The sequence below is a fragment of the Streptomyces cucumeris genome (assembly GCF_024295805.1).
Lineage (GTDB): Bacteria > Actinomycetota > Actinomycetes > Streptomycetales > Streptomycetaceae > Streptomyces > Streptomyces cucumeris.
On sequence record NZ_JANCLX010000016.1, the window covers coordinates 71,296 to 84,468 of the forward strand.

Here is a 13,173-nt window from a genome sequence, read left to right on the forward strand (position 1 = left end):
CGCGCCGGTGCACGCCGTGTCATGACCGTTATGTACGCCCGAGTTGGGACAGCACCTGTTTGGGACGATTGGTAATCACCGCGTCCACGCCGAGCTGGGCACAGAGCTCCACGTCCTCCGGCTGGTCGACGGTCCAGACGTGCACGCGGTGCCCCGCGCGCCGCAGCCGGGCCACATAGCCCGGGTGGTTCCGGACGATCCGGATGCTGGGCCCCGCGATGCCCACTCCCGGCGGCAGTTGCCCGTCCCGGTGGCGGGGCAGCAGGAACTGCATCAGGAAGACCGTGGGCAGGGTGGGGGCCGCCGCCCGTACCCGGTGCAGCGAACGCGCCGAGAAGCTCATCACCCGCACGGGCGAGGGCCCCTCGGGCGGCGGTGTGTCCAGGCCGTACCGCCGCAGCAGGGCGAGCAGCCGCTCCTCGACCTGACCGGCCCACCGGGTGGGATGCTTGGTCTCGATCGCCAGTTCGACCGGCCGTCCCGCGTCCCGGACCAGCTCCAGCAGCCGCTCCAGGGTGAGCACCGAGGTGGAGTCGCGGTGGTCCCGGTCCGGCTCCTCCTTGTCGGTGGCCTGGCCCTTCCAGGAGCCGAAGTCCAGTGCGGCCAGATCGGAGAGCTCCAGTGCGGAGACCGCGCCCCGGCCGTTGGAGGTGCGGTTGATACGCCGGTCGTGGACGCACACCAGATGGCCGTCGGCGGTCAGCCGGACGTCGCACTCGAGTGCGTCCGCCCCGTCCTCGATCGCTCTGCGGTACGCGGCCAGCGTGTGCTCGGGGGCATCCTCGGAGGATCCGCGGTGGGCGACGACGGACACGGTGTGCGGACCGGGGCGGATGTCCCGGGCAGGGCGCGCATAGGTCACCGCGTTATGGTGCCACCGCCCGGTGTGAGCCGTCGGACGCGGCCCCACCGATCGTTGCCCGGAATGGCGGCAGGGCGATTTGTCCGGGATAAAGGGTGGTAGTCCACGGGGCCACCGCTCCTTACGGCGGTCTGACGCGCCGTGGGAAAAGCTGATGACGGTAATGCGTACGCGTGGGCCGTCATGGAAGAACTGTCGTGCACCTGAGGAGACAGCTGTGAGCACCGAGAACGAGGGCGCTGCCGTACCGCCTGCGGCCGGACCGCACCCGGCCCCTCCGGCGCCGCAACAGGACCCCGCGGTGCCTCCGGCCCCGGAGTTCGAGCCCGCCGTGGGCGCGGCCCCGGAGCCCTCTTCCGCACCGTCCGCGCCGATAGCCGCGCCCCCGCCGACCGCGCCCCCGGTCCAGCCCCCCGCCGCGTCCGCCTCCGGCGGCACCGGTGCGGACGGTGCCGGACAGGGCGCCGGACCCGGTGGCGGGGCGCCCGGTGCTCCGGGCCCCGGCCCGGGCGGCGACCCCGCCGCGGGGCAGTCCGCCTCCTGGTGGACCGCCGGCGGCGGACAGCCGCAGGGCGGCTCGGGCGGCGGACCGGGCGGGCCGTGGGGGACCGCTCCGGTACCGCCGTCCGGGGCGCCCGAGCGCAGGCCCCGCGGTCTGATCGCCGCCGCGCTGGCCGCCGTACTGGTCGCGGGCGGTATCGGCGGGGGCATCGGCTACCTCGCCGCCGACCGCGAGGACAGCGACTCCACCACCGTCTCCGCCTTCGGCAACCCCAAGTCCGAGAGCCGCGCCCCGGGATCGGTGTCGAACATCGCGGGCCGGACCCTGCCCAGCGTCGTGACCATCGAGGCCAAGGGCAGCAACGGCCAGGGCGGCACCGGCACCGGCTTCGTCTACGACAAGCAGGGCCACATCCTCACCAACAACCACGTCGTCGCCTCCGCCGCGGAACGCGGCAAGCTCACCGCGACCTTCTCGAACGGCAAGCGCTACGCCGCCCAGGTCGTCGGCCGCGCCCAGGGCTACGACGTCGCCGTGCTCAAGCTCAAGAACGCGTCGGGCGCCAAGCTGAACCCGCTGCCGCTCGGCAACTCCGACAGGGTCGCCGTCGGCGACGCCACCGTCGCCATCGGCGCCCCCTTCGGCCTCTCCGGCACCGTCACCACCGGCATCGTCAGCGCCAAGAACCGCCCGGTCGCCTCCAGCGACGGCGGCGGGGGCAGCTCCTCCTACATGTCCGCCCTCCAGACGGACGCCTCCATCAACCCGGGCAACTCCGGCGGCCCCCTGCTGAACGCCGACGGAGGCGTCATCGGCATCAACTCCGCCATCCAGTCGGCCGGTAGCGGCAACGGCCTCGGCGAGTCCCAGCAGTCCGGCAGCATCGGCCTCGGCTTCGCCATCCCGATCAATCAGGCGAAGAACGTCGCCCAGCAGCTGATCAAAACCGGTCAGCCGGTCTACCCGGTGATCGAGGCCACGGTGAACATGAAGGACACCGGCGGAGGCGCCACCATCGCCTCCAACGGCGCCGGCGGCAGCCCCGCGGTCGTCCCCGGCGGCCCGGCCGACAAGGCGGGTCTGAAGTCCGGTGACGTCATCACCAAGCTCGATGACACGGTGATCGACAGCGGACCCACTCTGATCAGCGAGATCTGGACCCACAAGCCCGGCGACAAGGTCACGCTCACCTACAAGCGTGACGGCAAGCAGTCCACGGCGGATGTCACCCTGGGGCAGCGCAAGGGTGACAGTTGACGCGCTAGGCTGATCCCCGCGTCACCCTGAGGGCGACGCGGGGAGGCTTGCCCGAGCGGCCTAAGGGAACGGTCTTGAAAACCGTCGTGGCAGCGATGTCACCGAGGGTTCAAATCCCTCAGCCTCCGCCGAGGCCAGCGGCATAGCTGGTCAGAAGGGGTGCCCCTGGTTCAGGGGCACCCCTTCTGCGTGCTCGCTGTCTCACCCTGTGCCGCCCGAATCCCACCGTTGACCAGCGCGTGTGGACCAGGCGTGGACCAGATCTCTCCTTAGGTGCGCCCTTGATCAGGCACTTCAGGAGTAGGGCTTCAGGGTGATGGGTCCTTGCCGGGTTGTTGGCGCACCCACTGCGGATGCAACTGGGCGGCCCGGTTCGCTGCCCTTCGTATGTGGTCGGTGTCCGAGCCAGGGTCGAACAGCGAGGTCATAAATTCTGTGCGAGCGTCTGCGGCTGCGCGTACCTTCCGCGCGTTCAGGACACCGAACTCGGTCACGCTCATGCCCGCCTCGTAGGCGCCCTTGATGGCAACCTTGACGCACTCGAACAGGTAGTCCTCGCCGCCGCAGAGTTCGAGTTGGCCGCGTCGCTCAAGCTCTGCGGCGACTTGCGGCACGCCTACCGGCCTGCCCGCTCGGTGTAGATCCCCCACCACCTGGTAGATCAGAGCGTTCCGGCTGCTGATGAAAGCGCTGGGCATCAGGGTTGGGCGGGCTTCGTCGGATGACGGCTCACCGGAGCCTGCCGACCGTTGCTTGGTGCCCTTGGTCGCGGCTGCGAAGGGAGGACCCGAGGCATGCGCCCGGTCCCACAGATCCTTGAAGCGGTTGACCTCAGAGTCAGCTGCAAGACGGGGTCTGGCCAACTGGGCTAGCTGCTCCACAACGACTTCAACAACGCCCCATGACGGCAACGTTGGCTTTACGAATGCATGGTGGATGTTCGTATGGCTGACAGCCTTCCCTACGGCCAGGTAGAGCTTTCGGGCTGATGGATACCCCGCTTTGCTGTGCAGCGCGTGCAGTTCACGGTTGAGGACCCGGAGTGGGCCTTCAGGAAGTCTTGGCCTAAGCCACTGTGGCATGTCGTACCCCCGGCTACCTCTCCCGCATGACCTGTCCATGATGTCACCTAGCGTCATGAACTGTCAGGAGCTGTAAGAGATTGCGAATGGGCTGTCAGGAATCGTCAACTGAGGCTGACCGCTGCTGACGCTGGTTCCCAGGGCACCTACTTGGAGGTTCAAATGGACCAGATCAGCACCCGCACTCTTCTGCTCATATTCGTTGGGGTCTTCACGGCCTACCTGGTCTTGGAGCACCCGGCGGTAGGAGCAGCGCTCGGAACGGCCGTCGCAGTGGTGACTCTCATGCACGAGCTTCTGCGGAGGTAGTCCGCGTAGCTGCGGCCTGGATGGTCTGGCTCAACGCCGCCGTGAGCCAATCATGGACACGAGGACGCCACCTCGCCCAACGTGGGCAGAGGTGGCGCCGTTGTAGCGCAATCTGGACTAATCCTCGTTGGCAGCGCCAAGCGCCGTCTCAATCTGCTCGTTCGAGCGTTGCTGATTTCGCTGGATCACCTTCGCGTAGAACCGGAACAGGACGGCGACGCTGTGCCCGGCCCGCCGGGCGACCTCGGCGGGGGCAACTCCCGCTTCGATCCAGAGGGATACGCCAGCCGCTCTGGCCGAGTACGGCTTCTCGGCCATGGGGGTCTCGAACTCATCCGGAGACAGCACAGCGAAGCGTGCAGCCCGCCAGAGCTCGCCGTACTCCTTGGACAGCACGTGACCGCCCCGGTGAGCCCGGAACAGGCGTCCGTCCTTCGTGGTGCCGTACGTGTCGATGTGGTGCCGCAGCATGCGGACCAGCACCGGAGGGATTGGCACGGCACGTGTTGCCTTCCTCGCGCGCCGTTTGAGCCCCCTGGTGTCGAACGACTCTCCGCTGTCGGTCCAGACGGAGCCGACGCGGGGAGTGCTTCCGGACAGCAGCAGTTCGCCCCACCCTTCCTCTGGCAGCGTGCAGGCGCCGACCCGGAGGTCTGTCGCTTCGGCTGGCCGCATAGCCGCGTAGTAGAGGCAGCCGAAGAAGGCACGAAGGCGCCTGCCTCGCTCGCCCTGCTCGCCGACCGCCGCTATCAGGCTCTTGGCCAAGCCGGGGCCGGGCACATACCGGAAGTCGATTTCGTCGTCCGCCTCCGGCGCCTTCCAGTCCACCTTGTCGAGCGGGACCGAAGCCAGCAGCCCACGCTCCACCGCATACCGCAGACAGTTGCTGAACACCGGCCGCTTTCGACGGATGGTGTTCTCCGCAGCACGCTGCCCGTCGAGCCTCAGCGTCAGTGCATCGAGCGCGTTCCGGAGCACGGAGGGCGTGGCCAGGTCCGTGGCCTTCACGGACTTCCGGGCCACCCAGGCGAGTGCCGCCGCGACCTCTGCTGGAGGCTCTTCGACCTCTCTGCGCGACTTCAGCTCCCCGTCGACCACCCGGAAGTTGAACGCCCATGTGTACAGCGCCCGACGCAGTACGCGCCTGTCCGGGGCGCCACGCTCGTCCACCACCAGCTTGGGAGTGATCGTGGAGAGCGTGTCCGCGATGCTCGCCCGATGCTTGGCTGACGCGTCGGGCCACTTCATGGCCGCATAGGAGCAGGCATGTTCGAACCACGTCGGTGAGAACTGCTCGATCAACTCAGAGGCGGGCAGCCCGGTCTCCACATCGAACTGTTCCCGCTGACGCAGAGCAGTCAGGAGCTCGGCGCGGCGGCCATCCGCCTGGGCCTTGAGGGTGTAGCTCTTGGAGTGAGGCCTGTGACCGACCCGCCAACGGAGTTGGTACGGCTTGGCTCGGTTCACTCGCTTGCGGATGCTCCAGACCTGAACGTCGTAGGTCAGCACGCGGGCACCTCGCAGTCGTCCAGCCACCTGTTGAGGTCCGAACGCCGGACGCGTATCTGCCCGTTGGGCAGCTTGAGACAACGGGGTGCCAGGCCACGGGCCCGCATCCGGTAGAAGGCGGCCCGCGAGACCTGGATCTCTTCGAGCACCTCTCCCAGTGTCAGCGTGTCGGGACGGGCGAAACGTGACGTGCTCACAGCCAGGGGTCCCCTTCTGTCTTGCGGCGGTCGGTGAGGGCGGTTTCGTGGCGTACCTGGGCGGCGAGGAGTTCTTCGCCGGGGCTGTAGCCGGAGGCGAGGTACTGCCAGTGGGAGACGACGAGGGTGCTTTCCTCGTCCAGCTCGGGCCCGTCGGCGGCGGCGCGGGTGCGCTCGGTGTGCCAGGCGCGGCGGGTGTCGCGGAGGGCGCCGAGGGTGGTGGAGTAGCGGCGGGATTTGCTGGAGAAGTGGCCTCGGAAGCCGAGCATGTGGGCCCACTTCCAGAGCTTGAGTTCGGCGAACTCGGGCAGGTGGCCGAGGTCCCAGGCGGTGCGGATCATCTGGCGGACGTGGCTGTGCACGGGCAGGTCCGTGATGGGTTCGGACTGGCCGGTGCCGTCGCACGGTTCGCACAGGTCCCGGAAGCCGTCTGGGCCGTGTCGGTAGCCGCGTCCGGTGCAGTGGGGGCAGCGCAGGGAGCGGTCGACCGTGCCGGAGTCCTCGGCGCTCTTGGTGGCGTACTTGGCGACGTAGGCGGCAACTTTCTGGTCGGTGAGTTCGCCGTCTCCCAGGGCCGCGATTTCGCGGATGTCGAGTTGATCGCCCCAGCTGAGTTCGCGTTCGCCGATGGCGTCGGAGGCCACGGTGAGCACGGCGCGTTCAGCCGCCTTCTTGACCGCGTAGGTGAGTGCGTCGGCGGTGGCCCACTGTGGCGGGGGTTCGTTGCTGCCCTCGGGGCCGTCGAGCCGGATCACGGCGTGGAAGTGGACCAGGCCGCGCCGCTGGTACTCGGCGACCTTGGCGAAGGAGACGCGGACCGCCGCGTTGAGTGCTTTCTGTGTCAGGCCGAGGTGGGCGGCCAGTTCACGGCGGAGGTAGGTGGTGAAGCGGGCCCACAGGGCTCCGGCGTGGGCGTTCCAGAGCACGGCGCCGGTGTAGTCGTAGGTGGCCGGGGAGAGCGGGGTGCCCAGGGCGGGGTCATCGGTGCGGTGGCGGTCGCCGCAGCGGCAGGCCAGGCTCTCGCCCGCGTCGGTGGTGCGGCGGTTGTGGACCGGGCCGAAGGAGGGGGCGGTGAGGGTGACGAACAGGCGCGGGTGTGTGCGGACGGTGTCCGGCACGGTCTTGCCGCCGGAGAGTCCGGCCCGGATGAGGTGGTAGGTGTCGGCGGCGTAGAGGCGTGAGCAGGCCGGGCAGCGGGAGGAGCGGCGGTTGCCGCAGGTGGTGAGCAGTCGTCCGGTGGGTTCGTCGGCGGTGCTGTACGAGCGCAGGATCGCGTCCGTCGCGGTGTCGCGGGTTTCGGTGGAGCCGACGAGTTGCACGGGTCGGGTGCAGCCGCGGACCTGGCTGATCTGGTCCTGGACGCGGTCGAAGTCGGGGAGGTGGGCGAGGTGGATGAGGTCCCGCAGGGCCAGGCTCGCCACGTGGCGGAGGTCCAGGGGGGCTTTCACGACGGTGTCCTTTCTGGTGCCAGGCCCGGGGCAGCACTGGGCGAGGGGCGCGAGTGCTGCCCCGGGACATGGCGGAGGGAGCCCGGTTGGGGCTGGGGAATCTGGATTTGGCGGAACGGCCGGCCGGATGCTCAGGCGGAGAGTTGGGCGTGCGCGGCGGCGGCCAGTGGCATCGCGATGCCGAGGCGGGTCCGGAGCTGGGCTGGGGTGATGGGTTCGCCGTGCTCGGCCTGGTGGGCGGTGGCGATGGTGCGGGCCGCGTTCAGCAGCGGCGCGGGCACGGTGACCGCCGGGGCGGCCTCCGGTTGGGGCGTGACCGGCGGTGCCACCGGTTCGGGGGCCGGGACAGGCTCAGGCTCGGGAGCCGGTTCCTGCTCGGCCGGGGCCGGGGTGGTGTGGGCCACGGTGTGGAAGTGGCGCAGGAGTTGGGGGCCGACTGCTCCCCAGCCCAGGAGGAGGAGCGGGGCGACCGCGTCCACGGCGGCGCGGCCGTAGTGCTTGGCGACGATGGGTTCGGCGATGTTGAGGGCCAGGGTCAGCAGCCCGGACAGGTGCATGAGCCGGGTGGCGCCCTTGATGTGTTCGGCTGGAACGCCGTGCAGGGACAGGTAGCGCAGGGCCACCAGGAGGCCGACAACGGACAAGTCCACCATCGGTGCGATCAGTGGCGCGATCGGTCCGGGGACGCCCAGGCGCAGGGCCAGGGCCCAGACGTTGCCGAAGGAGAAGACGAAGGCCAGGCCAGCGATGATGCTCATGATCACGGTCACGGTGCGCTGAGTGATCCGGTCCTCGGACATAGGGGGATTCACCTCCTTCCAGGGCGCGTAGGGGAGACGCCAGCGGGTCAGACCGCGACCATCATCGTGAGCGGATCGGTTCGGCCGAGGGCGGAGACCGCGAGCTGTTCCAGCAGCTCGGCGGGGTCGCGGGTCAGGTGGGCGGTGTCGGTGGCGATGCGGACGGCGTCGGCGTCGGCGACGTAGGGGGTGCGGATGCGGGTGAAGCCGGGGCGTCCCTGGTGGGCCATGGACGCCACGCCGACGTAGGCGGGGTCCTGGAGGGCCGTGGGGTTGGCGTCCGGCCAGTTCCGGATGTCCTCGCCCAAGGCGGCAACGGAGGCGTCGGCGGTCTTCTGTGCGAAAGAGAGGCCGACCGGGCACACGTCGCGGATGAAGGTGGGGATGGCGTCGCCGGTCCCCTTCTGGGTCGCGATGATCACCAGGATGCCGACGCTGCGGCCCTTCTTCACCAGGTCCTCGACCAGCCGCGCGTTCTCCGCCGCGAGCGCGGCGAGCTTCTTGGACTGGGCGTCCGATCCCTTGTGGTCGCGGAAGTAGGTGTGCGCTTCGTCGATGATGAGCACGGTCAACGGCCATGCGGCCGTTGGGCCGAGGTGCCACATGTTCTTGACGCCCAGCAGGGCGCGGATGGCCGCCGAGCGGTTCCGCCGCAGTGTCACCAACTCTTTGAAGAGTTGGTTCGCCTCCGCCAGATCGTCACCGGCGAACGCGAACGTCCGGCCCACCAGATCCGCGTAATCGCCCTCGTCGGGCGAGGTCACCTTGCCGTCGGCCACCGCGTACTGAATCGCAGGCGAAGGAGCCGTGTCACAGATGAACCTGTTGACCAGCGACGTCTTGCCGAAGCCCGGCAGCCCGGCCACGGTGACACCGGGCACGTTGGCCAGGCTGACGCTCACCGGCTGCGCGTACTCGTCCAACCCCAGAGCCCACGCCGTCAGTTCCTCCGGCACGGCCCCGGTGGGGGTGTGCTCGGTCGGGACGGTCAGCGGGTCCATCCGCACGCCTCGGATCACCAGCTGACCCGGTGTACCAGGGAGGACGGAGACCCGGGTGCACCGCCAGGCGTCCGCCAGGTACGGCGCGGCCTTCTGGAACTCGGCCAGGCCCACTTTGGGCAGACACCCGGCGCGGACCAGCACCCCGTACCGGTCGGATGCGACCCGGATCTTCGGGATCAGTACCCGTGGCTTGGGCACCTTCCCGTCCGGCGCCACGATCACGGCGGGCGGAGTCTTGTCGGTCACCGACAGCCCGGCCATCGGAGCCAGCCGACGCCAGCCCCAGCGCACCCGTATCGCCTGCCGGATGCTTGCCCGCGTCATCGCATCGGCACGTATGTAGCGCACCAGCCACCACACGGCCCATATGGCGATCAGGGCCAGGGCCGCCCCGGCAAGAGCCGGGGCAGACCCCATCGCGTCGCCGATGGTCACTTGCCCACCGCCGCGAGCTCCAGCTTGGCCGCCCGGTAGGCCACACCGTCGGACAACTGGCCGTTGAAGACCCGGGCCCACGGGGTGGCGAACAGGTCCGTCACCCGCACCGGCACACCCGGCTGAATGCCGTCCGGCAGACCGCTCTCCGGAACCGTGATCTTCATCTGCTCCGCACGGCCCTCTTCCATGAGGAAGACGGTCAGGGTGTGCAGGGTCTCGCCGGTGTCCCGGTCCGTGGCGAGAACCCCGGTCTCGGGGTCCTTCACCTTCGGCATCGGCAGCGTGCCAGCGATGAACTGCGTGGAGGGCAGCAGCCCCACGCGGATACGGGTCATAGCCATGCTTCTTGCTCCTTTTCGTGGCCAACCGCTCGTGCGGCCGGGCCACCACTATGACCTAGCTGAGCTAGCTAGGTCAACAGAGCTAAATCTCTTTGTTTGAGGGAGTGCCTGTGATAGGTGAGCTAACACGGCTACCCTTGGACCATGACGCCCCCGACGCACGACGCCCGCCCGCCGTATCAGCAGGCAGCCGAGGCCATCCGGAGCGAGATCGCGGCGGGCAAGATCAAGCCGGGGGAACAGCTCCCCTCGCATCGGAGGCTGCAAGAGCGGTTCGGGATCGCCAACATGACCGCCCGCAGCGCACTGCGCGTACTCCGCGACGAGGGCTTGATCTACACCGTGCAGGGGCGCGGTAGCTACGTCGCTGACTTCGTCATGCGGGACAAGGACGGCACGGTCGTGATGGCGGTCGAGGCCAAGGGGTCCCCGTCCAGGCAGACGGCGGCCGGAGGCCCGGCAGGCATGGAGGCCGCCGGGAGCCTCACCGAAGCACTCCTAGCCGTCCGGGAACAGCTCCGCACCCTCAACGCGGAGGTCCAATCCCTCAAGCAGGAAGTCGCCGAACTCAAGGCGCGTCAGGACTCGTAGCCGGTCCTCGCCGAACCTCCGCCACCTCCGCACGTATCTCCTCCAGCTCACCGCGCAGACGCTCAGCCATGGCCGCGATCTCCGCCAACAGCACCCGCTCCCGCCCGGTCAGCACCAGTTCCCTTGTGTCGTCTGCGCGTTGGCTGCGCGCATCCCGCATTGCAATCCTCCGGTGCGAGCTGTTCAGAGTTTCTTTACTGGATCAAGGCGGTCCGCTGGCGCGGGCCGCGCGCGCTGGCGGCCCGTGGCCGCCGCCCGCTCCTGTCTGCCGCCCCGCTCAGCGGCGCCCCCGGTCCCCTCAGCGCGCCAGACCGCAGCAGCGCTCCGCAGGACGCAGTAAGCACTCCGCGCAGCCGCCGGGGCCGCGGTGGGCGATGGGCTCCGATCGAGCAGCACGACCAGGACCACGCGCCCGACTGCCGGGCCGCTGTGGGAATCCGCGGTGACGCCGTGGTGAGGGCCGGGGCCCGGTGGCTGGTGGCGGCCGGCCGGAGAGTCTTGAGGCACCTCCCCGGTCCGGGTCCCGCGTCGGGCAAGGCCAGGGGGCCACTCGTGCTTATTGCGGGCAGGTCCAAAGCCTGCCCGAGTTGCCAACGAGCGTACGGCCCCCTGACCATGCCCGACCCCAGACCGGGCAGGACACCGCCCCAACACTCTCCGGCCGGCCGCGTGCCCACAGCGCGCCACTACCCGGGCTGGCCACCAACGCACCGTCCCCCGTCCGCCTCGCATCACCACGAGCCTTCCTGTTGTCCCTGAGCGATCCGTGCCAGACGGGCGGGCAGTCCTCGAACGAGCGAACGACGACATCCCCGGTACCATCGGCACCGGGGTCCTGAACAGGGACTCTCAACCGGACTACCCCACGCCTGCCAGGGTTTGAGGGGTGGTCCGGTCTTGCGTCTGCGGTTGTGGTGCGCGGCCCGGCCCCCGCCCCGCGGATCGTCAAGGGCACGAGACGGGGGAGCCGGGCCGCTGGCGGCGGACGGTGCAGTGTCCGCCGCCCATCTGGGAGTGGTGGTGACATCTGCGATCCGGCGAACGGGGCGCTGTCCGCCGCACAGCCACCACACCCAGGGGTGTGAGGGCGGGAGCCGCGAGCCGACCCACGGACATCAGCTCCCGCCCGGTCTTCACCTCACTGGTCGGACTCCGGAGTGAGTCCGGAGTTCTCCAGGAGGAACTTGCAGGAGTAGCCCAGGCTGCGCACGTGGTCATCAGCGGACTGCAACCCCGAGCCGAGACCCCGGGCCACCTTGTGCGGGATGGTGTTCAACCGGCACCGCCGGTCGTACCAATCCACCGTGCCCCGGTCCATACGCTCAACCCGCGCCTCAGCCAGCGGTAACAGCGTCCGGATATGCCACCGGAGCGTCTGGTGCAGCTCCACCAGCTCGCTGTACGGAGGAAGCCCCGTCCGCATCACCAAGGCGCGCTTGATCGCCTCTCCGATCTCGTCAACGTCTACCTGGTCGACACCCACGGCCGTGCAACCTCCCCAGAGTCAGGCGGGCTTGATGGGGAGACCGTAGAGACAGAAGGCGGGGTGGACCCGGAAGAAAATTCCGAGTCCACCCCGCCTTTGCGCGAAGTCAGCGGCTAGTCGATCGCTCCGAGGCCGAGGGCGAGTTCACGCACGTCACGGCGGGGGCTCCGCTTGTACAGCCGACGTGCCAGGTCGCGAGCGAAGCCGTGCGCCCGCATCTGCTCAGGGGCGTTCTTGTAAGCCCGCTTTAGGTGATCAATCGCGTCGTCGGTCCGCCCTGCTTCCCCGTAGGCCCGCGCGACATCCAGACGTGCCCGAGCGCGCCGTTCCAGGGGGAGTCCTGCTGGCTTCACCCGTGGCGCTATGTCGACGGCCAGTTGTACGTCTTCAAACTCCAGCGCCAGGGCCAAGCGATGGATCTCGACGTTGCTCGGGCCGAACGAGGTCCACATCTCGTTGGCGTCGCGCCCGAGACGATCAGCCGCCTTCTCAGCCCTCGCGATCATGCCTTCCGCGAGCGGCCGGTCACGCAGCCGCGCAGCCGCGACGGATCCGTTCAGGAGCAGGGTTCCGTACAGGGACAGCGATACGGCCGAGCTCTTCCACCAGTCGTCCGGCAAATCCGCGGCCGCATCCTCGGTGACGCTCACGGCATCGGCCGCCAGCCCGGCACCGAGCTGGACGTGCGCGACGCACCGGCGGAGCGCGACCACGGCGGCCAGGTCTCCTGAAGCGCTGGCCGCAACGTCGCCTTGATCCGCTGCCGTCCAGGCGAGGTTGATCTCGCCCAGCTTCCGGAGGAACGCCGCCGTGACATGGCACGTCAGGGCGAACAGCCGCAGCGCTTCAGCCCTGTCCGTCCCCTCGGAGTACTCCTGCGTGGCAACGCGGGCATCCGCCACCAGGGACGGAAGGCGCGATGCGAGCTGTGCGTACTGGGCGTGCTGATACAGGTTCCAGGCCGTATCGACTTCCACGGCGAGACGCTCCAGGCGCAGCGGCTCCCGGTCGTCGTACAGGGATCCGGCCAGCCGACGCGACCGCATCAGCGCGGCCCGGATGGCGGGCACGCTCGCGGCGTGATCGTCGTGATCCTCCAGGAGCGTCGGAGCCCCCTGAAGGTCTTCCACGTGGACTCGGAGAGCATCCGCCAGGTCCGCCAGCATCTTGACGTTGTTCACCGGGATCAGCCCGGCCTCAACGCGGTACACCCAGTCCTCGGAACGGTTGAGCAGTTCGCCGAGCTGCCACTGATGAAGGCCGCGCCGCTTCCGGTAGAACCTCACGCGCTGGCCGAACGAACGGCGGTCAGTCATGCCACGCACCGCTGTGATCACCTCACTCTGC

The 13,173-nt window shown here is 69.2% G+C and carries 12 protein-coding genes and 1 tRNA gene; 3 read left to right on the forward strand and 10 right to left on the reverse strand.

What is annotated here, in order from left to right; translation table 11 throughout:
* Positions 1 to 28 precede the first annotated feature (28 nt).
* Positions 29 to 862: a glycerophosphodiester phosphodiesterase gene (locus NMK44_RS23020; RefSeq protein ID WP_254746027.1), complete on the reverse strand. Its 834-nt coding sequence runs from the start codon at positions 860 to 862 to the stop codon at positions 29 to 31.
* 217 nt (positions 863 to 1,079) lie between these two features.
* Here NMK44_RS23020 and NMK44_RS23025 point away from each other — a divergent pair, with 217 nt between their 5' ends.
* Positions 1,080 to 2,621 (forward strand): S1C family serine protease, encoded by a 1,542-nt coding sequence (locus tag NMK44_RS23025; protein WP_254746029.1) that lies wholly within the window; start codon positions 1,080 to 1,082, stop codon positions 2,619 to 2,621.
* A gap of 41 nt (positions 2,622 to 2,662) precedes the next feature.
* A tRNA-Ser gene (locus NMK44_RS23030) sits at positions 2,663 to 2,749 on the forward strand.
* Between the two features lie 180 nt (positions 2,750 to 2,929).
* Here NMK44_RS23030 and NMK44_RS23035 read toward each other — a convergent pair.
* The 7 genes from NMK44_RS23035 to NMK44_RS23065 form a co-directional block, all read right to left on the reverse strand.
* Positions 2,930 to 3,703 carry a DnaB-like helicase N-terminal domain-containing protein gene (locus tag NMK44_RS23035; RefSeq protein ID WP_254746031.1) on the reverse strand — a complete coding sequence of 258 codons (774 nt, stop codon included), beginning with the start codon at positions 3,701 to 3,703 and terminating at the stop codon, positions 2,930 to 2,932.
* Between the two features lie 426 nt (positions 3,704 to 4,129).
* Complete coding sequence (locus NMK44_RS23040; RefSeq protein ID WP_254746033.1) at positions 4,130 to 5,521, reverse strand: tyrosine-type recombinase/integrase; 1,392 nt, start codon at positions 5,519 to 5,521, stop codon at positions 4,130 to 4,132.
* On the reverse strand, positions 5,515 to 5,718 hold the full coding sequence (locus tag NMK44_RS23045) for a helix-turn-helix transcriptional regulator (RefSeq protein WP_254746035.1): 204 nt from the start codon (positions 5,716 to 5,718) through the stop codon (positions 5,515 to 5,517). The genes NMK44_RS23040 and NMK44_RS23045 overlap by 7 nt, the downstream gene beginning before the upstream one ends.
* Entirely contained in the window at positions 5,715 to 7,166 is a 1,452-nt protein-coding gene (locus tag NMK44_RS23050) for a replication initiator (RefSeq protein ID WP_254746037.1), read from the reverse strand. Before NMK44_RS23050 ends, NMK44_RS23045 begins: the two co-directional genes overlap by 4 nt.
* 131 nt (positions 7,167 to 7,297) lie before the next feature.
* Entirely contained in the window at positions 7,298 to 7,966 is a 669-nt protein-coding gene (locus NMK44_RS23055) for a DUF2637 domain-containing protein (protein WP_254746039.1), read from the reverse strand.
* Positions 7,967 to 8,013: 47 nt separating this feature from the next.
* Positions 8,014 to 9,387, reverse strand: a complete 1,374-nt coding sequence (locus tag NMK44_RS23060; RefSeq protein ID WP_254746223.1) for a cell division protein FtsK — start codon at positions 9,385 to 9,387, stop codon at positions 8,014 to 8,016.
* Between the two features lie 14 nt (positions 9,388 to 9,401).
* Positions 9,402 to 9,749 carry an SCO3933 family regulatory protein gene (locus NMK44_RS23065; protein ID WP_176181947.1) on the reverse strand — a complete coding sequence of 116 codons (348 nt, stop codon included), beginning with the start codon at positions 9,747 to 9,749 and terminating at the stop codon, positions 9,402 to 9,404.
* Positions 9,750 to 9,893: 144 nt separating this feature from the next.
* Between NMK44_RS23065 and NMK44_RS23070 the strand changes: the two genes are divergently transcribed.
* Positions 9,894 to 10,340, forward strand: a complete 447-nt coding sequence (locus NMK44_RS23070) for a GntR family transcriptional regulator (protein ID WP_254746041.1) — start codon at positions 9,894 to 9,896, stop codon at positions 10,338 to 10,340.
* Between the two features lie 1,138 nt (positions 10,341 to 11,478).
* Here the strand turns inward: NMK44_RS23070 and NMK44_RS23075 are convergent.
* A complete protein-coding gene (locus NMK44_RS23075) occupies positions 11,479 to 11,823 on the reverse strand; it encodes a DUF6415 family natural product biosynthesis protein (protein WP_254746043.1) in 345 nt (114 codons plus the stop codon).
* A gap of 116 nt (positions 11,824 to 11,939) precedes the next feature.
* Positions 11,940 to 13,142 (reverse strand): helix-turn-helix domain-containing protein, encoded by a 1,203-nt coding sequence (locus NMK44_RS23080; RefSeq protein WP_254746045.1) that lies wholly within the window; start codon positions 13,140 to 13,142, stop codon positions 11,940 to 11,942.
* Positions 13,143 to 13,173 lie beyond the last annotated feature (31 nt).

Excerpts from the sequence above, each read along its gene's own strand:
- NMK44_RS23060 (WP_254746223.1), bottom strand. The coding sequence starts at position 9,387 with ATGGGGTCTGCCCCGGCTCTTGCCGGGGCGGCCCTGGCCCTGATCGCC.
- NMK44_RS23080 (WP_254746045.1), bottom strand. The coding sequence starts at position 13,142 with ATGACTGACCGCCGTTCGTTCGGCCAGCGCGTGAGGTTCTACCGGAAG.
- NMK44_RS23065 (WP_176181947.1), bottom strand. The coding sequence starts at position 9,749 with ATGGCTATGACCCGTATCCGCGTGGGGCTGCTGCCCTCCACGCAGTTC.
- NMK44_RS23035 (WP_254746031.1), bottom strand. The coding sequence starts at position 3,703 with ATGCCACAGTGGCTTAGGCCAAGACTTCCTGAAGGCCCACTCCGGGTC.
- NMK44_RS23055 (WP_254746039.1), bottom strand. The coding sequence starts at position 7,966 with ATGTCCGAGGACCGGATCACTCAGCGCACCGTGACCGTGATCATGAGC.
- NMK44_RS23070 (WP_254746041.1), top strand. The coding sequence starts at position 9,894 with ATGACGCCCCCGACGCACGACGCCCGCCCGCCGTATCAGCAGGCAGCC.